This is a genomic window from Tenacibaculum sp. MAR_2009_124, assembly GCF_900105455.1.
Lineage (GTDB): Bacteria > Bacteroidota > Bacteroidia > Flavobacteriales > Flavobacteriaceae > Polaribacter.
Genome location: NZ_FNSF01000002.1, coordinates 23,839 through 47,572, shown reverse-complemented (window position 1 = coordinate 47,572; position 23,734 = coordinate 23,839). Strand labels below are relative to the sequence as shown.

The following is a 23,734-nucleotide window of genomic DNA, read 5'->3' as shown; positions in this document are numbered from 1 at the left end:
ATTCAGAGTCTTCACTTTATTTTTTTTATTCTGCGTTATCTAAAAACTCTTTAAACCTTTCGGTAAATTTTTCAAAGAATGATTTAGATTTTCCTTTTTTTACTTCTTCCTTCTTAGTAGACTCTTCTTCAACTAACTTATCTTCTTCCTTTCTTTCAAAAACAGGTTCCTCTACTTCAGGGGTAATCTCTTCCATAGCTTCCTGCTCTCTCTCAAGTCCTTCCATTATTAACCCTACAGCTGTTGCATAAGCCGGACTCGATAATACATCATCAGAGTCTCCTGCTAAATGTTCGTTAGGATAACCTATACGAACATCCATTCCTGTAATATATTCTACTAATTGGCGAAGGTGTTTTAATTGAGAACCTCCTCCTGTTAAAACAATTCCGGCAATCAGTTTCCCTTTTTGCGTTTCATGTCCGTAATTTTTTATTTCTAAATACACATGTTCAATAATTTCTTGAACACGCGCATGAATTATCTTGGATAAATTTTTTAATGTAATTTCCTTAGGCTCTCTCCCTCTTAATCCTGGAATAGAAACTATTTCCGTTTCTTTATTTTCACCTGGCCAAGCCGAACCAAATTTTATTTTTAATAACTCCGCTTGTTTCTCAATAATAGAGCATCCTTCTTTAATATCTTCGGTAATTACATTTCCTCCAAAAGGAATTACAGCAGTGTGTCGAATAATTCCATCTTTAAAAATTGCCAAATCCGTTGTACCTCCTCCTATATCAATCAATGCAACACCAGCTTCTTTTTCTTCTTGACTTAATACTGCAGAAGCAGAAGCCAAAGGCTCTAACGTTATATCCGAAAGATTAAGTCCAGCACTTTTAACACAGCGCCCAATATTTCGTATAGAAGATACCTGACCTACAACTACATGAAAATTTGCTTCAAGCCTTCCTCCATACATCCCTATAGGCTCTTTAATTTCAGGCTGACTATCTACTTTAAACTCTTGCGGCAATACATGAATTATTTCTTCTCCAGGAAGCATTACCAATTTATGCACCTGTTCAACAAGGTTGTCTATATCTGTATTATCTATAACTTCATCAGATTTCTCTCTTGTTATATAATCACTGTGATGTAAACTTCTTATATGCTGACCAGCAATACCAACTACTACATTTTCAATTTGATATCCTGAAACACTCTGAGCTTCATCAACTGCTTGTTGTATCGACTGAATTGTTTGTGTAATATTATTTACCACTCCACGCTTAACACCCAAACTTTTCGCTTTACCAATACCAAGAACTTCAAGTTTTCCGTATTCGTTTTTACGTCCAATCATGGCAACAATCTTGGTTGTACCAATATCTAACCCAACTGCTATTTTATTGTTTTCCATCCTGATTATGTTTTGTGCATACAACTTGGTTGTGATACTTTACATTAATTGTTTTATACTGCTTTATAGATCCATCTATAAGTGCTTTGTTATAGAATGCTTTTAATTTTTTAAATTTGAGGTATGCCAATTCAAACTTTCCAAATACTATCTTATAATCCCCAGTACGAACAGTAAAAACATATTCATTCTGAGCATTTCTCTTTATTGCAATGATTTCTTTCTTAAAAAAATCATCGCTAGAGATCGTTTGTAGTAACTGTATAAGTTCTTTGATTTCTTCAGCGTTTCCTACCCCCGAAACTAATGGCACTCTGGCTGAAAAATTAGCTGATAATGGAATTTTAACTCCATATTTATCAACATAAAATATTGAGTCATTATCCACAAGGCGAGCCACTGGCTTGCGTTGTTTTATTAGCGTTTTCAACACCCCATTTATTGTTAAAAAAACGGTTGCTTTTTCTACATAAGGGTTCGCCGAAACATTAGTTTCTAGAAAGTGTAAATCTACTACACTTTTCGGTTGGTTTTTAACAAATTCTTTATTTTGTATTAACATTTTATCAACCATATTGTGCGTCAAGAAGTTATTATCACCTTCTTCAAACTCAACCACTGTATTTTTTACCTTTTTTGTACCGTTTCTATTAGAAGAAAATCCATACAAAAAGAACAAAAAAGCAATTAACGCCACGAATGCTATGTAAGCTGTTATTTTTTTCACTTCAACAAACTAAACTTTTCTTCTAATTTCACTTTTATAGTATCAACCATTAAGCCAATATCTCCTGCCCCAATCATTACAACAATATCTGCATTAGATTTTAAAACATCTTTGGACAAACTTTCTTTTGTTGTCATTTTTTTCTCAGATAATTCCATCTTTTGCATCAACCAACTAGATGTAACCCCATTTATTGGTAATTCACGAGCTGGATAGATATCTAACAACAAAACTTCATCAAATTTCGAAAGTGCGTTAGCAAAATCATCCACAAAATCTCTCGTTCTACTAAATAAGTGCGGCTGAAATACTGCTAACACTTCTTTATCAGGGTACATTTCTCTGACAGAAGCTTCTACCGCACTTATTTCAGTTGGATGATGTGCGTAATCATCTATCAATACTATTGCATCAGATTTAATTCTATAGGAAAACCTTCTCTTAACTCCTTTAAAACTCGCTAATTGTTTTTTTATTATATCAGAGGTCACACCATAAACATCAGCCATAGCAAAGGCAGCTAAGGCATTCATTAAATTATGTCTTCCAGGCAAATAAAACTCAACATTCTTTACTATTTCAGTTGGAGTTTTAATACCAAAAGAATATCCTCCATTTTTAATTTGAACATCTATCGCTTGATAATCTGTAGAATCACCAAAACCATATGTTAATCCTTCAAGCAATACTCCTTCAGCAACAATTAAAGTGTTTGACACCATTTCCGAAAACTCTATAAAAGACTCTTGTAATGCATCAGGTTTATCATAGATATCAAGATGATCCAAATCCATTGAAGTAACACAAGCAATGTTCGGAGAAAGCTTTAAGAAAGAACGATCAAATTCATCTGCTTCAACAACAGAAATTTTATCATCTCCCAAAATTAAATTTGAATTATAATTTTCCGAAATACCACCTAGAAAAGATGTTGCTTTCAAAGGTTCCATTAGGTGTCCTAAAATTGCTGAAGTAGTTGTTTTGCCATGTGTTCCAGCAACTCCTAAGCAAAAGGTGTTCTTGGTAATTTCTCCGAGAATTTCTGACCTTTTTAAAACCGTAAAACCGTTATCCTTAAAATAAGACAACTCTTTATGACTTGAAGGCACAGCTGGTGTATATATTACAATTGTTTCCTTTTTTTCTAAAAAGGCTAAGCCTATTCTTTTTATTTCATCTTCAAAATGCACATGAATCCCCAATTCTTCCATAGCATTGGTTATCGGTGTTCTTACTTTATCATATCCAGCAACTTTTTTTCCATTAGCAGAAAAATAACGAGCTATAGCGCTCATCCCAATTCCTCCAATTCCAATAAAATATATATTTTTTATTTTATTTAAATCCATTTACTTCTTCCTGTCTATCTTTTGATAATTTTTTCAATTTCATTCACAATATCATTCGTAGCATTTGGCAATGCCAATATTGTTATGTTATCGCTTAAACTTTCCTGTTTACCTAAATCTTTCAATAAGGTTTCAAAAACAATAGGAAATGTTTCCAATTCATTTTCTTTTACTAAAATCGCGCCATGTTTATCCGCAACTGCCTTCGCATTTTTTGTTTGATGATCTTCCGCAACATTCGGTGAAGGAATAAAAATAGTAGGCTTCCCTACAATACACAATTCCGAAACAGAACTGGCTCCCGCCCTTGACACTATAAAATCAGTAGCGGCATACGCTAAATCCATTCTATCCAAAAACTGATAAACCTGAACATTATCGCGCTTGCCATGAACTTTATATTCATCATAATATAACTTACCGCACTGCCATATAAGCTGAATATTTTGATTTTGAATAAAATCTAGTTGAGACTCTATCAGTTGATTCATTTTCCTAGCCCCTAAACTTCCTCCTAAAACTAACAATGTCTTCTTCTTTTTATCTAACCGAAAAAACTCTTTTCCTTCCTGAGTTTTCGTATGAATAAAAAGTAAATCTTGTCTTACTGGGTTTCCAGTTTTAATTATATTTCCACTAGGAAAAAATCGCTCTAAATTATCATATGCTACACATACTTTTTTCGCTTTTTTCCCTAAAAGTTTATTCGTAATACCTGGATAAGAATTTTGTTCTTGAATAAGTGTTGGAATCCCTTTTTTATTAGCCATCATTAATGTTGGTCCACTAGCAAAACCACCTGTTCCTACTGCCACATCGGGCTTAAACTTATTAATTATTTTGTTGGCATTCCATAAACTACTAATCAGTTTAAATGGAAATGCTAAATTCTTAAGAGTTAATTTTCTTTGAATACCAGAAATCCACAATCCTTTAATATCATAACCTGCTTGAGGCACCTTTTCCATCTCCATTTTATCTTTAGCCCCAACAAATAAAATATTAGCCTCAGGATAACGAAGCTTTATTTCATTTGCTATAGCAATAGCAGGATAAATATGTCCTCCTGTTCCACCACCACTTATGATTACATTAATCGATTCTTTCATATTAAACTCTGGTTAGTTTCTTTCTTATTCTTTATATTGTTTCATGCAAAATATCTAAAGGATTATCATCTAAAATAGTTTCTTCCGTTTCATTTTTAGATGCACTTACACTTAATATCATTCCTAACCCAAAGCACGTCATCCAAATAGAGGTTCCTCCACTACTTATAAGTGGTAATGTTTGACCTGTTACGGGTAAAATATTTACAGCTACTGCCATATTAATGAGAGCTTGAAAAACAATCGGTATCCCCACTGCTACGACCAATAAAGTCGCGAAGACCGTATTAGCCTTTTTTGCGGTAATCAATATCCGAAAGAGTAATAAGAAATATATAAACACCACTAATAAGGCACCTATTAAACCATATTCTTCAATAATAATTGCGTAAATAAAATCAGAAGATGATTGTGGTAAAAAATTCTTTTGCACACTCTTTCCAGGGCCTTTCCCTATTGGACCTCCAGTAGCAATAGCTATTTTAGCTTTCTCTACTTGATAATTTTCAGTACCATTTGGGTTTGAAAAATTCTCCAACCTACTTTGCCATGTATGAATACGGTTAGGCATTGCATCAGGAAAAGCTTTCGCTACCAGAATAAAAAAAAGCAAAGAAAACAATCCTATACCAAGAATATAACCAATATACTTCAATGGATAACCACCTATATAAGCCAGTAAAAGAATCATCGTAAAAAAGATTGCTGTCGTAGAAAAGTTAGCAGGTAATACTAAAATTAACACTACTCCTACGGGCAACCACATTTGTAACAAACTCTCTTTAAATTGAATTCTTTTCTCCTTATTCCTAGCCAAATACCTCGACACATATACCATTAGAACTAGTCCAGCTAGTGTAGATGTCTGAAAACCGATTCCTACAAAAGGAATTCGAATCCATCGACTTGCATTCGCTCCACCGATAAGTGTACCTTGAGACATTGTGAATATTAACAGTAGTATTACTACGGGTAACATCAACACTGAACCTCCACTAAAATATCTGTAAGGTATTTTATGAACACCATAAATTATAGCGAAGCCAGATATTAGCAAAACTATATGCTTCACTAAATGACCTAAGGTAGACCCATTACCAACAACGTATACCAAGTTCGTACTAGCACTATATACAGGCATAAACGAAAACACAGCCAATATAGCTACAATAGCCCATATTGCTCGGTCACCTTTTATATGTTGAAATAGGTATTTCATTTTTTATACTTTATAATCCTCTTACGGCTTCTTTAAACTTATCTCCTCGATCTTCATAACTACTAAATAAATCAAAACTTGCACATGCTGGTGACAGCAATACAGCATCTCCTTTATCAGCAATCTTGTATGCTACTTTTACAGCCTCTTCTGCCCCTGCAGTTTCAACTAAAATATCCACTACATTTTGGAACGTTTCAATAATCTTTGTATTATCTAACCCTAAACAAACAATTGCTTTTACTTTTTCCCTAACTAAAGGAAGTAAATCGGCATAATCATTTCCTTTGTCAACACCTCCTGCAATCCATACTGTTGGAGTATCCATGCATTCCAACGCATAAAAAACTGCATTTACATTTGTAGCTTTACTATCATTTATATATTGTACACCATTTATTTTAAGTACATTTTCCAAACGATGTTCGACTCCTTCAAAATCAGACAAACTTTCAGCGATAGTTGATTTTCTTGCTTTTAATAATCTCGCTGCCATTGCTGAAGCCATTGCATTCTTGGTATTGTGTTTTCCTTGTAACTTTAAGTTTGAAACGTTCATTAATATTTCTTCCGAATTAAATTTTATTATAATTTTATTTTCTCTTACAAAAGCACCATATTCAAGCTCTTTTTTTAATGAAAAAGGAACTAATGTTGCTTTTGTTGTATTTCTCTTTAACCATCCAGTAATAACCTCATCATCACTATCGTAGATTAGAAAATCATTTTCTGTTTGATTTTTTGTTATTTTAAACTTTGATTCTATATAATTATCAAAATTATAATCATATCGATCTAAATGATCTGGTGTAATATTGGTTAGAATAGCTATATGAGAATTAAATTCTCTTATCCCGTCAAGCTGAAAACTACTCAACTCTAACACATACACATCATAGTTCTTTTCAGCCACCTGCCTAGCAAAACTATCACCTATATTCCCTGCAACTCCTACATTAATCCCTGCCTTTGTTAAAAGGTGATTCGTTATCATAGTAGTGGTTGTTTTACCATTTGACCCAGTAATACCAACCACAGTTGCATTTGTATATTTCCCTGCGAATTCTATTTCTGAAACTATCGAAATACCTTTCTCCACCAACTCCTGAACCAATTCAACCTTATCAGGAATCCCAGGGCTTTTCATTACAACATCCGCTTGAAATACGATTTCCTTTGTATGTTGATTTTCCTCAAAAGAGATCTCATGTTGTTCAAGAACTTTTTTATAATGCTCAGTAACAGCTCCTCTATCAGAAACAAAAACATCAAATCCTTTTTGTTTCCCCAAAATAGCTGTTCCAACACCACTCTCTCCTGCTCCTAGCACAACTAGCTTCTTTTTCATTTATCTCAACTTTAAAGTAACCACTGTTAATACTGCCAATAAAATCCCAACAATCCAAAAACGTGTCACTATTTTACTTTCATGATAACCAAGCTTTTGGTAGTGATGATGCAAAGGAGACATTTTAAATATTCTCCTACCTTCACCAAATTTCTTTTTGGTGTATTTAAAATATGAAACTTGTAACATCACCGATAAATTTTCAGCTACGAAAATTCCAGCCAATATTGGCAACAATAATTCTTTTCTGATGGCAATAGCAATCACAGCTATAATTCCTCCGATGGTTAAACTACCTGTATCCCCCATAAAAACTTGAGCTGGGTAGGTATTGTACCAAAGAAATCCTATTAAAGCTCCAGCAAAAGCAAAAATAAACACGGTCATTTCTCCCGACTTCGGTATGTACATTACATCTAAATAATCCGCGAAAATAATATTTCCTGATACCCATGCAAAAATTGCCAAGGCTACGATCATAATTGCTGAAGACCCTGCCGCAAGGCCATCGATACCGTCTGTCAAATTAGCACCATTAGAAATTGCAGTCACCAAAAAAACGGTAGCAAAAATGAAAATAATCCATCCGTATTTTTCATAACCTTCTCCCAAAAAACTTAGTGCTTTTGCATAATCAAGTTCATTATGTTTTAAAAAAGGCACTGTTGTTTTCGTAGATTTATGCGCTTCTCCAAATACAATCTTCTTACCATTCTCTTGAACTATTTGTTGATCAGCAGGAAGTTGCTCTTTTATTGTTACATCAGGATGAAAATAAAGCATTGACCCTACAATTAATCCTAGACCAACTTGCCCTAAAACCTTAAATTTCCCTTTTAATCCTTTTTTATCTTTTTTAAATACTTTAATATAATCATCGGTAAAACCAATAACTCCCATCCATAAAGTTGTAATGAGCAGTATGATGATATAAATATTATCAAGTCTAGCAAGAAGTAACACTGGTAATAAAGTTCCTAGAATAATAATAATCCCTCCCATAGTAGGAGTTCCTGCCTTTTGAACTTGACCTTCTAATCCTAAATCTCTTACAGTTTCACCTACTTGTTGTTTTCTAAGAAAATTAATAATCTTCTTTCCAAAAATCATCGTAATTAATAACGACAAAATAAATGCTGACGCCGACCTGAAGGTTATGAACTGAAACACACTAGCACCTGTCAGATTAAATTCACTTTCTAAATATTCAAAAATATAATACAGCATTCTTTATGTTTTTAGCAGGTTAAAACAATTAACAACTTCTTCTAAGTCATCAAAATGGAATCGTTCTCCATTTATTTCTTGGTAATTCTCATGCCCTTTTCCTGCAATGAGGATAATATCTCCCGATTCAGACAATTTACAAGCTGTTTTTATGGCTTGTCTTCTATCTAAAATTGACAAGGTTTTATTGTGATTTTCAGGTGCTACCCCCTTTTCCATATCATCAATAATCCCTTGAGGCTCTTCAGTTCTAGGGTTATCCGATGTGAAAATCACCTGAGTACTTAATTGAGAAGCTATCTTTGCCATTTTAGGTCTTTTATCTCTATCTCGATCTCCTCCACAACCTACAACAGTGATAACGTTTTCGTTTCCTGTTCTTATATCATTTATTGTTTGTAATACATTTTTCAATGCATCTGGTGTATGAGCATAATCTACGACTGCAGTAACTTTATCACCTGAAATTGTATATTGAAAACGCCCGCTTACACTTTCTAACTCGCTTAGCAAACGTAATGACTCCATTTTCTCTAAGTCTAATAAAGTAGCGACTCCATGTATAGCCAGCAGGTTATACGCATTAAACTCACCAATTAACTTGGTCCAAACCTCAATACCATTTAGAGTTAATAAACTTCCAGAAAAACTCTTTTCCAACACCTTTCCTTTAAAATCTCCAATGGTTTTAAGCGCATAACTCAACTTTCTAGCTTTGGTGTTTTGAAGCATTATTTGCCCATTTTTATCATCAAGATTAGTTAACGCGAAAGATGTTTTTGGCAGGTTATCAAAAAACGACTTCTTAACATCTCTATATTCTGCAAATGTTTCATGATAATCTAAATGATCATGCGACAAATTGGTATAAACACCTCCCTCAAAACACAATCCTTCTGTTCTTTTTTGATGGATTCCATGTGAACTCACTTCCATAAAACAATACTCAACGCCTTCAGAGACCATTTCAGCTAAATACTTATTGATCATTACTGAATCTGGTGTAGTATGAGTTGCCTTATATTCTTTATTATCAACTAAAACTTTTACTGTAGACAATAAACCAACTTTGGCTCCCGCTTTTTTGAATAATTGATATAATAATGTTGTAACCGTTGTCTTACCATTTGTCCCTGTAACTCCAACTAGCTTTAGTTTTCTCGATGGGTCATCATAATAATTTGCTGACATCACCGCCAATGCAGTACTCGAATCATTTACTTCAACGTATGCCACCCCTTCTTCTTTATTCTTAGGAAGTGTTTCACAAACAACCACAGTTGCTCCTAGACTTATTGCTTTATCTATGAATTTATGACCATCAACCTGCACTCCTTTTTGAGCTAAGAAAAGACTTCCTTTTTTTACCTTTCGGCTATCAAAACAAATCTCATTTATCAAAACATCCGTACTCCCAAAAACAGAATTTACAGATACTTTATACAATATGTCTTTTAATTTTTTCACTTACGATAACCTTAAATAAATAGTTGCTCCTTTGGATATTTTAATCCCATTTTGAACAGATTGCTCTACAACTTTTCCCATTCCAGTAAACTTCACTTTTAGTCCCATATTCTCTAAAAGAGATACAGCATCCATACCACTCATTCCAAGTACTCTTGGCATAATAGTTTTGTATTTCTTTAACTTTAGATAATACTCATCATAATCTTTATCAATTTTCGAATACGTAATCGTATCAGTTACCGATTGATTATCTATAGGAGTTGTTGTATATATTTTTTGAGCTATCTCTTTAAAAACGGGCGCAGCCACCTGAGCTCCATAATATCCCTTTTCTTTTTTAGGCTCGTGAATTACCACGATACATGAATACCTTGGCTCATCTGCTGGAAAAAAACCAGCGAATGACGCCACATATTTTGAATTTGAGTAGTATCCTCCAACCATTTTCCCTTTTGAATTTTTATGCCTTGGAATATACTTCTTAGCTGTACCTGTTTTTCCTGCCATTGAAAAATTCGGTGAATATATTCCTTTACCTGTCCCTTTTTTCACGGTATTCTCCATCACCTTCCTAACCTTATTCAACGTTGTTTGAGACGCAATTTTCTCTTTCACTACTTCTGTTCCAAATCTTTTATCCACCTTATTACCAATTCTTAATTCCTTCACGAAATAAGGTTTTACTAACTTTCCATTATTAGCAACTGCATTGTAAAAGGCCAGTGTTTGTAAAGGAGTTAATGAAATTCCATAACCCCAAGCCATCCATTCGAGTGCTATTGGGCTCCAATTTTTATCTGGAGTTCTAATAAAAGGCTTACCTTCTCCTTTAATTTTAACTCCTGTTTGCTGATCCAAACCAAAAGATTTAATTCTCTTAATAAATTTCTTAGGTTTCTTATCATAATGCTTTCGAATCGTTTTTACTATTCCAACATTAGAAGACACTTCAAAAACTCTTCCTAAAGAAATTTTACCATATCCTCCGATCTTACTGTCTTCAACTTTTCTATCATTAATGAAGATTTTTCCTTTTTCACAATCGACAACCGTAGATGTGTCAGCTACCTTATCTTCAAGCGCGGCCATTAAGCTTGCTAACTTAAAAGTAGAACCAGGTTCATGACTTTCCCAAACAGCGTAATTACGTTTTTCGTAATATGTTCCTTTAGAAGTCCTTCCTAAATTCGCTATAGCTTTTATTTTCCCTGTCTTCACCTCCATAACAACCGCACAACCATGTTCAGCTTCATAGTTTTGCATTTGTTTTAATAAAGCATGATGCGCAATATCTTGAACGTTTACATCGATTGTAGTAATTACATCGTGACCGTCAATAGGCTCTTTTTCATTTACATCATTAATAGGCTTCCATTGTCCCTTTGCAATTTTTTGCTTTAATCTCCAACCGTTTTCCCCTTGCATATACTTAGCAAAAGCACCCTCAATTCCAGCACCTCCTCTATAATCGTCATACCCAATGGTTCTTTCTGCGATTTTCCCAATTGGGTGTACCCTGACAGTTTGCTGTTCAGCAATAAAACCACCTCGATACACCCCGAGTTTAAATATGGGAAACTGTTTCATTTTGGCATAATCATTATACCCAATATTTCTAGCTATCAACAAGTAACGATTTTTACGTTTTCTTGCATCTCGTAATTTCTTTTGATAGTAATCTGCACTCTTACCCAATAATTCCGATAAAGACTTCGACAATTCCCTAATATTTCTTTCGAATACGCCAGATTTAACTGACATCACATCCATTCGAATAGTAAACTTAGACATTGAAGTTGCTAGCAGATTTCCATCAGCCGCATAGACATTCCCTCTATTAGCGAAAATCGTATCGTTCTTATGAGTTTTAGCTAGTGATAATTTTCGATACTTATCACCATCTATATATTGAAGCTCAAAAATTCTAAAAATAATGACCACAAAAAAAAGCGCCATTAAAACCACCACTATATAGAGTTTGTTTAATATGCCTTTTTTAATCACCATTTTTCCTATTCTTGTTTTATTGTTACTTTAATCTTTTTGGGTGGTTTTTGAGCCGGTTTCAACCCTTTGTCTCTCACCTTCTCCCTAATACTACTTTCGAGCTTCATCCGCATCAATATTGTACTTGTATCGACATACTCAGCCCTCAACCGTCTCTTCTCCTTATTTAACTCAGCCACCTTCACCACCTTGGCATCTGCGCTATGAGCTACTGAAATCATCACCAAAAGCAATGCAACAACAAAAAACAACATCTTCCAGTTTTTCAAGGAACTATCATCAGTCAGAAACCCTCCTCTTAAAACATCGTAAATATTTTTTTTAACCTTTATCATTACCTACTTTAATGTAGCAATCCTCAATTTCGCACTCCTTGCCCTATTATTCTCTTTAATCTCTCCTTTCGAAGGAATAATTAACTTACCAATTTTCTTAAGAGGCTCATCTGTATTACCGAACATATCTTTTTCAGGCTCTCCACTATACATCCCCGTTCTAATAAACCTTTTCACTAGTCTATCCTCAAGAGAATGATACGAAATAACACTTAAACGTCCATTTTCATTAAGTAAATCTGGAATTTGATTTAAAAACTCCTTCAATACTTCTAATTCTTGATTCACTTCTATTCTTATGGCTTGAAAAATTTGAGCTAATATTTTATGCTCTTTTGCATTGGGCAAAAAACTCTTTAAAACTTCTTTCAACTGAAAACTCGTTTTAATACCGCCTTCTACCCGAGCTTCTACAATAGCCCTTGCCAAAGCTCGCGCGTTTCGCAATTCACCATATAAAAACAACACATCTGCCAACCTTTTCTCATCATATTTATTGATAATCTTTTTTGCAGAAAGATTTGATTTTTGATCCATCCTCATATCTAAATCAGCATCAAAGCGCGTAGAAAACCCTCGTTCCGCGGCATCAAATTGGTGAGAAGAAACACCTAAATCAGCCAAAACACCATCAACCTTCCTAACTCCATAAAACCTTAAAAATCGTGTTATATACCTGAAATTCTCTCCTATTAAAACAAACCGATCATCATCGATTATATTTTCGTGCGCATCAGGATCTTGATCAAAAGCAAACAATCTCCCTCCTTCACCCAAACGATTTAAAATCTCTCGAGAATGCCCTCCTCCACCAAAGGTCACATCAACATAAACACCCCCTGGTTTAATATCAAGAGCATCAACACTCTCTTTCAACAACACTGAATCATGATAACTCATCCAAATCTATATTACCCATTACCTCTTCTGCTAAATCAGCAAAATCAACAACAGAACCATCTATTATCTTTTCGTACTTTTCTTTATCCCAAACTTCAATTACATTTACCGCCGAAGACAGAACGAGCTCTTTTGTTAAACCCGCAAACTGACACAAATCCTTAGGAATCAAAAACCTTCCTGTTGCATCTACCTCCACTACTTTCACCCCAGCCGTAAATCGACGAATAAAATCATTGTTCTTCTTAACAAAACGATTCAATTTATTTATTTTCGCCATCACCAAATTCCATTCTTGCATTGGATACACCTCTAAACAAGACTGAAAAACAGATCTTTTCACAACAAACCCTTCCTGTAAAATGGATGACAACTGCTTTTTAAATGCAACTGGCATCATCATTCTACCCTTCGCGTCCATCTTACACTCATATGTTCCGATCAGGCTTACCACTTAATAAATTGATAGTTTGAGTCAAAAATATAAAAAAAATACCACATTCTACCACTTTACCCCACTTTGTTAATAAGTTTTAACCAGCCACCTAAATATTTGACTAACAACAACTAAGAACTTATTTGAATTTATTTTTTTAATGTTTTTATCATAAAACCATAAAAGTGTCGTCACTCTCTCGGCTAAGCACTCGGATTCCTTTGAATTTTCTTACTTTTTTTTTAAAAAAATCAATAATAATTAACTCAAAACCATTAAAATTTATTCTTCTATAACTGAAACAAAAATGACCTCATCCTAAATTATTTTCACTAAAATCATTTCCTCATTCTTGAAAATTTATATAGAATTAATAATGTTTAGCAACAATAATTGATAATATAGAAATGATGTTTTTATCACCTCAAAAAACGACAAAAGACCCTACCAAAAATCAATAAAACAAGCACTTACTCTATTGATTTAAGTCTTTCATTTCACGTAGTATTCAATCGTTTTAGTTATAAAAACAACGCATAAACACTTTAAAACTAAACACATTCACTCTATAAAATAATAAAAATGAAAATGTGCTAAAAAAAAACTACATTTGTCGGTAAGTCAAATCAAACTTTTTATGACTGAATTTTTAAAGAAAGAAGGCAAATTTACGTTCGCAGAAGCAGGAGAAGGGAAAGCTATTATCGTTTTACATGGACTCATGGGAGCATTGAGTAATTTTGACGCAACTTTTAATTATTTCTCAGAAAAAGGATATAAAGTTTTCATCCCAGAACTTCCCTTATACACATTACCACTGCTAAAAACCAACGTAAAAAACTTGGCTAAGTTTTTACATGAATTTATTGAATTCAAAAACTTAAAAGATGTTGTTTTATTAGGTAATTCACTTGGAGGACATATTGCTTTATATTATATAAAACAATACCCTCAAGATGTTTCGGCTCTTGTTTTGACTGGTAGCTCTGGCCTTTATGAGAACTCTATGGGTAATAATTATCCTAGGAGAGGCGATAAGGAGTTTGTTAGAAACAAAACTCGTGCTGTTTTCTATAATCCAGAAATAGCTACTGATGAATTAATTGATCAGGTGTATGGAGTCATTAACGACAGAAACTCTTTAGTTAGAACACTTGCTATTGCTAAAAGCGCAGTAAGACACAACATGGCTAAAGATTTACCTAACATGAACCAACCTACATGCCTAGTTTGGGGAAAGCAAGATACGGTTACACCTCCTGAGGTTGCTGAAGATTTTCATAAACTTCTACCAGACTCGGATTTGTATTGGATTGATAAATGCGGTCATGCAGCAATGATGGAAACCCCTAAAGAATTTAATGAAATTCTAGAGGAATGGTTTACTAAACGTAACATTTAATTGTTCGCAAGATTCTTCTAGAACGGTTAAAAACAAGACTAACTTGCTTTAACAAAAGACCTTTATTCGGTTTATAAAATGCTATATTTTTGTTATATCATTTTATGACGAATATTTAAATAAAATATATTCAAATGAAAATAAAATCTGCTGAGTTCGTTGTTAGCAATACCAACGTAATTAATTGCCCGAAAGAACGTATTCCTGAATATGCATTCATCGGTCGTTCAAACGTTGGGAAATCATCATTGATTAATATGCTCATGGAACGAAAGGATTTAGCGAAAACTTCTGGGAGACCAGGAAAAACTCAGCTGATTAATCATTTTAAAATAAACAATGAATGGTCTCTAGTTGATCTACCTGGATACGGTTATGCACAGGTATCAAAAAAACAAAGAGCAAAGTTTCAAGGATTTATCGAATACTATTTTAAAGAAAGAGAACAACTAGTTTGTACTTTTGTCCTCATAGATTCGAGACATGATCCTCAAAAAATAGATTTAGAATTTATGCAGTTTTTGGGAGAGAATCAAGTCCCTTTTTGTATTGTATTTACGAAAGCTGATAAAATCGGTAGCTCTAAATTAGGGAAACAGATTACTTCTTATAAGAAAGAATTATTAAACCATTGGGAAGAAGTACCAGTATCATTTATTACCTCATCGTCAAATAAACTTGGTCGTGAAGAGTTTTTGAATTTTATTGAGCAAGTAAATCAAGACGTTGCTAAAGATTTCAAATAATTAAAATGCATACAACAAAAGAGTCTCTTCAAGTTTTATTTGAAGACAATCATATTATTATTGTTAATAAGCGTTGCGGGGATATTACGCAAGGGGATAAAACAGGTGATGCACCACTTAGCGACATTATTAAAGAATACATAAAAGAAAAATACAACAAACCAGGTAATGTTTTTTTAGGCACTGTACATAGATTAGATCGACCTACTTCAGGAGTTGTGATTTATGCGAAAACTTCGAAAGCTCTTGAACGTTTAAATAAAATGTTCAGAGACAAAAATATAACTAAAACCTATTGGGCTATTGTAAAAGGACATCCTACAAAAACAAAAGACTCTTTATCAAACTTTCTCAAAAAAAAACCTCAACTAAATAAGTCTTTTGTATACAAAAAAGAAATACCTGGCAGTAAAAAAGCAATACTACATTATACTTTAATAAAAAAACTCGAAAATTATTCCTTACTTGAAGTAAACCTAGAAACAGGAAGACATCATCAAATTAGAGTACAGCTGTCTTATATAAATCACCCTATAAAAGGTGATTTAAAATACGGTGATAGACGAAGTAACGACGATGGAGGAATTTCACTACATGCGCGTAAAATCGAATTTATACATCCTGTAAATAAAGAAAGTATTAAAATTATTGCTCCAACTCCTCAAAATTCTATTTGGAAAGCATGCATGTAATTTCGTATATTTAAGAAAAAAATATCCTACATGCGTCCTCTTAAGTACCTGGCTTTCCTCATATTGCCTTTTACGGTTTCTATTTCCTTTGTTAAAAGTGGATGGTTAACATACTTACCTGTTTTTTCGTTTTTTATATTAGTTCCTTTACTTGAACTTTTATTTAAACCAGATAGCAACAACTTCAATAAGGAAGAAGAGGAAATTCATAAAAACAATAAAATATACACCTATGTTTTATATTTCACCATTCCAATACAATTTTTCTTTTTAGGTTGGTTCTTACTCTTTATTGTTCCTCAAGGCATGTCGTTTACTGATTTTCTTGGCAAAACAATTTCTATGGGACTTATGTGTGGTGTTATTGGAATTAATGTAGGCCATGAACTTGGTCATAGAAATAACAGGAGAGATGAGTTTTTAGGTGAAATACTATTACTCACATCATTAAACACTCATTTCTTACCATATCACAATGCCGGACATCATTTTAACGTTGCCACACCTAAAGATGCCGCAACTGCAAGGAAAAACGAAAGTTTATATACCTTCTGGGTTCGTTCACATTTTCAAAGCTATTATCAGGCTTGGATTATAGAAAACAAACGTCTTAATGACAGTAATAGGCCTTGGTATCACTATCAAAACAGAATGGTTGCCTACACCTTTTCTTCTCTTTTAGTAGCTCTTTTAATTTTCTTTCTCTTAGGACTAAAAGCCCTCTGTGCATTTACTGGAGCTGCAATTGTAGGTATTTTACTTTTAGAAACCGTTAATTATATAGAACATTACGGATTGTTAAGAAATAAAAACGAACGTGGACGGTATGAACGAGTGAAGAGAGCACATTCTTGGAATTCAAATCATATTGTAGGAAAATACATGTTATTTAATCTTTCAAGGCATTCAGACCATCATTATAACGGCAGCAAACACTATCAACTTCTTAAATCATTATCTGATAGCCCTCAAATGCCTACTGGTTATCCTGGTATGATGCTAATAGCATTATTCCCTCCTGTATGGTTTAAATTAATGAATAAAAAACTCAACGTATTACAAGAACAATAATGAGTATTCAACATATAGTTCAACAGCAGAAAGACTTTTTTAAATCTCAAAAGACTAAAGATATTTCTTTCAGAAAAAAGACTCTTAAATTACTTCTTAAAGAAATTATAGTTCGAGAAAAAGATATTATCAACGCAATTCACGAGGATTTCCGAAAACCAGAGTATGAAACTGTAATGACAGAAATATCCATTGTTGTTTCTGAATTAAAGTTAATGATTCGAAATATCAATAAATGGAGTAAACCTAAAAGGGTATTTCCATCAATACTTAACTTTCCTTCTTCTGCTAAAATTTATAACGAACCTTTTGGAAATACTTTAATCATATCACCTTGGAATTATCCTTTCCAACTGGCTTTTGCACCACTTATTGGTGCCATTGCTGCAGGTAATACTGTTTTACTAAAACCTTCTGAACTTACTCCGCAGACTAGTAATATCACCAAAAAAATTATTGAAAAGGTATTCCAATCAAGCCATGTATCTGTTATCGAAGGCGGTGTTGATATTTCACAAGAATTACTACAATTGCGTTGGGATTATATATTCTTTACAGGAAGTGTTTCTGTTGGAAAAATAATTGCAAAAGCCGCTGCTGAACATTTAACACCAACAACATTAGAACTTGGAGGTAAAAGCCCTTGTATCATTCATAAATCTGCGAATTTAAAATTGGCAGCGAAAAGAATTGCATGGGGTAAATTTATAAATTGTGGTCAAACCTGTATTGCTCCAGACTATGTTTTGATTCACTCCTCTATTAAAGATAAATTTACAACTTTATTTAAAGAAGAATTACAAAAGGCTTATGGTAACAATCCGGAATCTTCAGAGGATTTTGCTCGAATTATCAATACCAAAAACTTCGAAAGACTACAAGATATGATCACCAATGAAACCGTTAGCATTGGTGGAAAAACTAACAAAGAAAACCACTATATATCTCCAACTCTTGTTGATAGCCCGTCTTTAACTAGTAAAGTAATGCAAGAAGAAATTTTCGGTCCCATATTACCTCTTATTTCTTATACTTCTGAAGAGGAAATTGACGAAATAATTTCTAAATACGAAAAGCCTCTGGCTTTTTATGTTTTTTCTAACAAAAAAAGCTTTGCTAAGAAAATGATATCAAAACATTCTTTTGGTGGTGGCACGATAAATGATACGACAGTCCATTTCGCTAATCATCGACTTCCATTTGGTGGTATTGGAGAAAGTGGAGTCGGTAGCTATCATGGAAAAAGATCATTCGATACTTTTACACATCAAAAAGGTGTTGTCTCAAGAGGAACTTGGTTAGACATCCCTACACGGTATGCCCCTTATAAAGGAAAATTAAAACAGTTAAAAATGTTGTTAAAATTGGGCTCATAAAATCCATTCATATTAATGTCAGAAAAAACCACATTCGAAGCTATAAAACATAGAAGATCAGTTAGAATATATGATCCTGAAAAACCTATTGATCCAGCCATTGTTGCAAAATGTCTTGAGTTAGCAAGTTTGGCTCCTAGTAGTAGTAATATGCAACTTTGGGAGTTTTATCATATAACTTCAAAAGATTATATTCATAAAATTGCTCCGTTATGTTTTAATCAAAATGCAGCAAAAACGGCACAGCAATTGGTCGTTTTCGTTGTAAGAAAAGATTTATGGAGAAAGAGAGCTAAAGCAAACTTAGATTTTATGGATCAGGTTTTTGGAAAAAACAAACCTAAGTCTGAATGGCGAAAACGTGAAAAAGTTGCTAGAAACTACTATGGTAAAATAATTCCTTTTGCCTATTTCGATTTTTTGGGGATTTTTGGGTGGTTAAAATACCTTATGATTTCAATTACTGGCTTATTTCGTCCAATGTACAGAGAGGTGAGAAATAGTGATATGCGTATTGTTGCCCACAAAACTTGCGGACTGGCTGCTCAAACTTTTATGCTTGCCATGGCCGCTGAAGGATATGATACTTGCCCAATGGAAGGTTCTGATACAAAACGTGTAAAACGTTTATTAAATTTACCTTATAAAGCTGAAATAAACATGATTGTTTCTTGTGGTATTCGGAAACCTGAAGGGGTTTATGGCAACCGTTTTCGAATTCCTTTTGAAGAAATTTACAAAAAAATATAACAAAAAGAGAGGTTTTACACCTCTCTTTATATTCAATTTATTTTGACTTTTTTTATTTGCTAGGTTCAAAAATGAGAACATTTTCTGACTTTAAAATTTCTTCTTGGTTAAGTTTCATTTTTACAAACTCTCCATTTAAATATTTTTCAGCTTGATCCTTGTAATGTGGACTCAATACGTTTCCAGATTGTCCCGTTGGAATAACAGTAATACTATTTTCAATATCTGAGAAATCAATAACTCTTCTTGTTGATGGCCCTGCGTGAACTTTATAATATCCTGTACTATCAATTTTATAAATATTATTATTGATCACTTGGTCACCTCCTACTGTTTCAAAAGGACCAACATTGAACATTTTTCTTAAAACACCTCCTGCTTTACCTATGGCGTGTTCGTGCTCAACTGAAAGTACTCTTCTCCATTTCCAGTCATCAACATTAGCTCCTAACTGATTCTCAATGAAAGTCATTGCATTCTTATACGATTTTAAAATAATATCTTTTTTAGTTTCTTTTTTATTTGTAGTTTTTATATCGTCCCACCAAACAGATTCTTCTCTTTTTACCTGAGCTGCCACTACCTTTTCTTCAAAAGGAGTATTCATAAATTGGTCAAAAGCCTCTCCCATTTCATCTTTAAAAGTGTTCTTTACAAACTCATACCACACTCTATTATAAATTACGGGACCTACCTCATCTTTCCCATAATAACCATTCCAGTTTTTTAATAGATCCATGGCTTTTATTTCGCTTGGTGTCAAATCCTTCTTTTCAATATACTTCAACCAGGAATTAATAATTTCAGGAGCAGTAACTGAAGTGACATCATAAATCATCTTTGCTACATCTTCTTTTTTGAAATCATTTTTAATGTCTAATAAATTTTCAATTCTTCTCGCTCTATCTTCAGGTAAATAATACCCGGGATACAACATCTCTGCGATAGAATCTGGTTGATTATTTGCAGAATAAACATAATTCCAGTCTGGATTAACTGCTTGTGGATTTTCTTCAAAATCTAAATACTTAAGAATTTCATCTTCGCCAGAAGTTCCATCTAAAAAAACTTTTGTATATAAACTATCTCTGTACTTGTATAGTTTTCCAGAGGCAAACCATGCTATATTATTTTTCGCATCACCATACATGATATTTAGCCCTGGAGCATGTAACATTGCTGCCCCTTTCTTAAAATCTGAAAGAGAGCTTGCATGTGACAAATGATAACAAGTTTCTAGTAAATCACTTTCCACTTTAGTATAAATCCATTGCATTGCTATTGGACGAGGATCTTTTAAATGTTCAATCAGCCCATTCATTATAGGTCCATGTTTACTTACTTTTACCTGATATGTTGTATCTGGCTCATCTTTAACTCTAATAGTTTTATCAATTAATTCGTACTTCTTAAGTCCCTCTTTTGTTTTATAGTACATATCATCCTCTTCAGAGTTCTCTTCGTAATAGAAATCTACATCATCATTTTCAAACATCGTCAATCCATATGCATATTCTCTATTATGGCCAAGTAAAGGAAAAGGTGTTAAGGCTAAATTAAATCCATACATTTCATAATTTGGAGTTTTTATATGCGATTGATACCAAACTGAAGGTTGGGAATATGCAATATGAGGATCATTTGCAAAAAGTACTTTTCCTGATTCAGTTTTCTCCCCTCCTATTACCCATGAATTACTTCCTATAAATGGTGAGACAGGCAGTTTATCCATTATATGATTTATTGCTTTTGCAAAATCAGCCTTCAACTCAGGATTTTTTTGGTTTTTGATAAGCGTTAAATTTGAATACTCAGATCCTACAAGTTCGTTTAAGTAGTTTTCACCCAGCTTTTCTTTAACCTCAGTAAGCATAGGATCTGTTTTATGAGCCACAGCAAAACTAAAAGCCATATAACCAAAAACATTGTAAATATCTTTTAACGTATATTTTTCTTTATCGATCCCTACCATATAAAACTCAATAGGGGTAGCTCCGTTTTCAATGAACTGATTAATACCATTTAAATAAGCCATAGCCATTTTATATGACTCTTTCTCTGTGTTAGCTCGTGCTATGCTCTTTGCTCCAGCTTCCTCTATTCCTAGGCCAGAGAAAAACTTGTCAACTCGTAACAAATCTTTTCCAAAAATTTCAGCAAGCCTTCCTGCCGCAATTCTTCGAATTAGTTCCATTTGCCATAACCTATCTTGAGCATGAACATACCCTAAAGCTGTATAAGCGTCTATATTATTGTACGCATTAATATGAGGCACACCTACTTCATCAAAATACACGGTTACAGGATCCGAAATTCCATTCAAATCCAATTCTCCATTGTATGTTGGCTTCAAGCTTCTATAGAAAAAAAAACTTCCAACTACTGCCAATAAAAATACTATAACAACAACCTTTCTATTAAACACTTTTTTAAATAAACCCATTTTATAAAAATTTTCCTTTGATAAATATAGACAGAAATATCATCTTATAAACTTCCTTTAATACAATTGCTCTTTTAGTTTCATAAAAACCACTCACAAACCCTAAAAACAACTGGTAAAACCCCTAGCTAAGTTTCAGCAAAAACCCTTATTTATCAACTAAAGCCTTTTCTATACATTTGCGATTCCCCCCAACTCTTATTTTTAAATTTTAAACAATTTGATATGAATTTAAAAAAAATAAGAGAATCTGTTGTAAATAAAAGAGTTCTTCTTATTACGGAAGGTACCTATCCTTATAATTATGGCGGGGTCTCAAGTTGGTCACATACATTGTGTAACTTAACCAAAAAGGTTGATTATGTAATTTATGCATTAAATGCTCATTATGAAGAAAAACCTAAGTATAGCATTCATGATAATGTAAAAGAAATTATTCAAGTTCCTCTATGGACTTCTTATGATTTGTGTGATATTATGAATTATGGTAATTCATATAAACATACAGTGTCTAAGAAAAAAGCTACTAATAGCATTAGTATTCAATATTATTTTCTTGACCCTTTTAAAATATTTGTTTCAAACCTTGTCGGTAATAATAGAAACTTAGACAAACTTGAACAAAGTATATACGATTTATGGGAATACTTTCAAAAGTACGATTACAATACTACCACAAAACATCCATTGGTTTGGAGAGAGTTTAAAAACATTATTGAACAAAGTACCGATACTCCAAGTGATTTAGTAATTAGCGATGTTGCTTTTTCACTTCAATATATAAACAAACTATTGTTAACTTTATCTGTTCCAATACCCAAAGTAGATATTGTTCATATTACTTTAGCTGGGCTTCCAATTTTACCCGCACTTATAGCGAAAAAGCAATACAAGTCTTCTATAATGGTAACGGAACATGGTGTTTTTATAAGAGAAAATATGATTAATATAAGTAGTTCTTCATTATCTTTCTTTGTTAAAAACTTAATCATAAAGAGTTCTGAATCTATTTGTAGGCTTGCATATACTAGAGCTGATTTAGTGACATCGGTAAGTAAGTTTAACACAAAATGGGAATTTAGATATGGCTTGGATGAAGAAAGATCAAAAGTAATTTACAATGGGGTTGATGAAAATCGCTTCAATATTGGTGAAAAGCCAGATCATTTAAAAAGTACACCAACAGTTGTAGCTATTGCTAGAATATTTGCATTGAAAGATATCATTACTATGATTAAAACTTGTGAATATGTTACCCGTAAAATCCCTAATGTTAAGTTTATTGTTTACGGTGATAAGAAAGCTGATTTGGAATATGTAAAAGAATGTGAAGATTTAATTCATAAATTAAATCTTAAAAATAATTTCATCTTAGCGGGTCATCACAGTCAGCCTAACAAAGCTTTTTTGGAAGGCGATATTTCTATTTTAACCTCAATTTCCGAAGGCTTTCCTTATACAGTAATTGAATCAATGAGCTGTGGAGTTCCGGTTGTAGGCACTGATGTTGGTGGCGTAGCTGAAGCTATTACTGAAAAAACAGGTTTTGTTTGTAACCCAAAGGACCACGACACTTTAGGTGAGCGAGTAATTTATTTACTTCGCAATCCAGATATACGCAAACATATGGGGATTGAGGCTAGAAAAAGAGTTTTAGAAAACTTTACACTCAATAAAATTATTCAATCGTACGAAGAAACCTACGAAGACTTAACCACCAAAAGAATATCTACAAAAAAGCTAACTCCCTTTTATTAAACA

The 23,734-nt window shown here is 33.2% G+C and carries 20 protein-coding genes; 7 read left to right on the top strand and 13 right to left on the bottom strand.

The window, feature by feature from the left end; translation table 11 throughout:
- Positions 1–25: 25 nt before the first annotated feature.
- Genes ftsA through mraZ form a run of 12 tightly spaced genes read right to left on the bottom strand, consistent with a single transcriptional unit; the run spans position 26 to position 13,511 of the window.
- A complete protein-coding gene (ftsA, locus tag BLW23_RS06710) occupies positions 26–1,366 on the bottom strand; it encodes a cell division protein FtsA (protein ID WP_093668501.1) in 1,341 nt (446 codons plus the stop codon).
- Positions 1,353–2,093 (bottom strand): cell division protein FtsQ/DivIB, encoded by a 741-nt coding sequence (locus tag BLW23_RS06705; RefSeq protein ID WP_093668500.1) that lies wholly within the window; start codon positions 2,091–2,093, stop codon positions 1,353–1,355. The genes ftsA and BLW23_RS06705 overlap by 14 nt, the downstream gene beginning before the upstream one ends.
- The gene (murC, locus tag BLW23_RS06700) at positions 2,090–3,442 is read right to left on the bottom strand and encodes a UDP-N-acetylmuramate--L-alanine ligase (RefSeq protein ID WP_093668499.1); all 1,353 of its coding nucleotides are present in this window, start codon (positions 3,440–3,442) and stop codon (positions 2,090–2,092) included. The genes BLW23_RS06705 and murC overlap by 4 nt, the downstream gene beginning before the upstream one ends.
- Before the next feature lie 14 nt (positions 3,443–3,456).
- Entirely contained in the window at positions 3,457–4,551 is a 1,095-nt protein-coding gene (gene murG / locus BLW23_RS06695) for an undecaprenyldiphospho-muramoylpentapeptide beta-N-acetylglucosaminyltransferase (protein ID WP_093668498.1), read from the bottom strand.
- 31 nt (positions 4,552–4,582) lie between these two features.
- Complete coding sequence (locus BLW23_RS06690) at positions 4,583–5,770, bottom strand: FtsW/RodA/SpoVE family cell cycle protein (protein WP_093668497.1); 1,188 nt, start codon at positions 5,768–5,770, stop codon at positions 4,583–4,585.
- A 10-nt stretch (positions 5,771–5,780) separates the two neighbouring features.
- Positions 5,781–7,118: a UDP-N-acetylmuramoyl-L-alanine--D-glutamate ligase gene (murD, locus tag BLW23_RS06685; protein ID WP_093668496.1), complete on the bottom strand. Its 1,338-nt coding sequence runs from the start codon at positions 7,116–7,118 to the stop codon at positions 5,781–5,783.
- Positions 7,119–8,345 (bottom strand): phospho-N-acetylmuramoyl-pentapeptide-transferase, encoded by a 1,227-nt coding sequence (gene mraY / locus BLW23_RS06680; RefSeq protein ID WP_093668495.1) that lies wholly within the window; start codon positions 8,343–8,345, stop codon positions 7,119–7,121.
- A gap of 3 nt (positions 8,346–8,348) precedes the next feature.
- The gene (locus BLW23_RS06675) at positions 8,349–9,812 is read right to left on the bottom strand and encodes a UDP-N-acetylmuramoyl-L-alanyl-D-glutamate--2,6-diaminopimelate ligase (protein ID WP_093668494.1); all 1,464 of its coding nucleotides are present in this window, start codon (positions 9,810–9,812) and stop codon (positions 8,349–8,351) included.
- Positions 9,813–11,822, bottom strand: coding sequence for a penicillin-binding protein (locus BLW23_RS06670; RefSeq protein ID WP_255362757.1), 2,010 nt, complete (start codon positions 11,820–11,822; stop codon positions 9,813–9,815).
- A gap of 5 nt (positions 11,823–11,827) precedes the next feature.
- On the bottom strand, positions 11,828–12,157 hold the full coding sequence (locus BLW23_RS06665; RefSeq protein ID WP_093668493.1) for an FtsL-like putative cell division protein: 330 nt from the start codon (positions 12,155–12,157) through the stop codon (positions 11,828–11,830).
- Between the two features lie 3 nt (positions 12,158–12,160).
- Positions 12,161–13,057 (bottom strand): 16S rRNA (cytosine(1402)-N(4))-methyltransferase RsmH, encoded by an 897-nt coding sequence (rsmH, locus tag BLW23_RS06660; RefSeq protein WP_093668492.1) that lies wholly within the window; start codon positions 13,055–13,057, stop codon positions 12,161–12,163.
- Complete coding sequence (gene mraZ, locus BLW23_RS06655; RefSeq protein ID WP_093668491.1) at positions 13,044–13,511, bottom strand: division/cell wall cluster transcriptional repressor MraZ; 468 nt, start codon at positions 13,509–13,511, stop codon at positions 13,044–13,046. Before mraZ ends, rsmH begins: the two co-directional genes overlap by 14 nt.
- A 619-nt stretch (positions 13,512–14,130) precedes the next feature.
- Here mraZ and BLW23_RS06650 point away from each other — a divergent pair.
- The 6 genes from BLW23_RS06650 to BLW23_RS06625 all read left to right on the top strand — a co-directional run bounded on the left by BLW23_RS06650 (position 14,131) and on the right by BLW23_RS06625 (position 19,530).
- Positions 14,131–14,895, top strand: coding sequence for an alpha/beta fold hydrolase (locus BLW23_RS06650; RefSeq protein WP_093668490.1), 765 nt, complete (start codon positions 14,131–14,133; stop codon positions 14,893–14,895).
- Positions 14,896–15,029: 134 nt separating this feature from the next.
- Positions 15,030–15,641: a ribosome biogenesis GTP-binding protein YihA/YsxC gene (yihA, locus tag BLW23_RS06645; RefSeq protein ID WP_093668489.1), complete on the top strand. Its 612-nt coding sequence runs from the start codon at positions 15,030–15,032 to the stop codon at positions 15,639–15,641.
- 5 nt (positions 15,642–15,646) lie between these two features.
- Positions 15,647–16,333: an RluA family pseudouridine synthase gene (locus BLW23_RS06640; protein WP_093668488.1), complete on the top strand. Its 687-nt coding sequence runs from the start codon at positions 15,647–15,649 to the stop codon at positions 16,331–16,333.
- A gap of 30 nt (positions 16,334–16,363) precedes the next feature.
- Positions 16,364–17,404 (top strand): alkane 1-monooxygenase, encoded by a 1,041-nt coding sequence (locus BLW23_RS06635; protein ID WP_093668487.1) that lies wholly within the window; start codon positions 16,364–16,366, stop codon positions 17,402–17,404.
- Positions 17,404–18,780, top strand: coding sequence for an aldehyde dehydrogenase (locus tag BLW23_RS06630; protein WP_093668486.1), 1,377 nt, complete (start codon positions 17,404–17,406; stop codon positions 18,778–18,780). Before BLW23_RS06635 ends, BLW23_RS06630 begins: the two co-directional genes overlap by 1 nt.
- Before the next feature lie 15 nt (positions 18,781–18,795).
- Positions 18,796–19,530, top strand: coding sequence for a nitroreductase family protein (locus BLW23_RS06625; protein ID WP_093668485.1), 735 nt, complete (start codon positions 18,796–18,798; stop codon positions 19,528–19,530).
- A gap of 52 nt (positions 19,531–19,582) precedes the next feature.
- On the opposite strand, the gene BLW23_RS06620 is transcribed toward BLW23_RS06625, so the two are convergent.
- Entirely contained in the window at positions 19,583–21,973 is a 2,391-nt protein-coding gene (locus tag BLW23_RS06620; RefSeq protein WP_093668484.1) for a penicillin acylase family protein, read from the bottom strand.
- Between the two features lie 225 nt (positions 21,974–22,198).
- On the opposite strand from BLW23_RS06620, the gene pelF reads away from it, so the two are divergent.
- A complete protein-coding gene (gene pelF, locus BLW23_RS06615) occupies positions 22,199–23,731 on the top strand; it encodes a GT4 family glycosyltransferase PelF (protein ID WP_093668483.1) in 1,533 nt (510 codons plus the stop codon).
- Positions 23,732–23,734 lie beyond the last annotated feature (3 nt).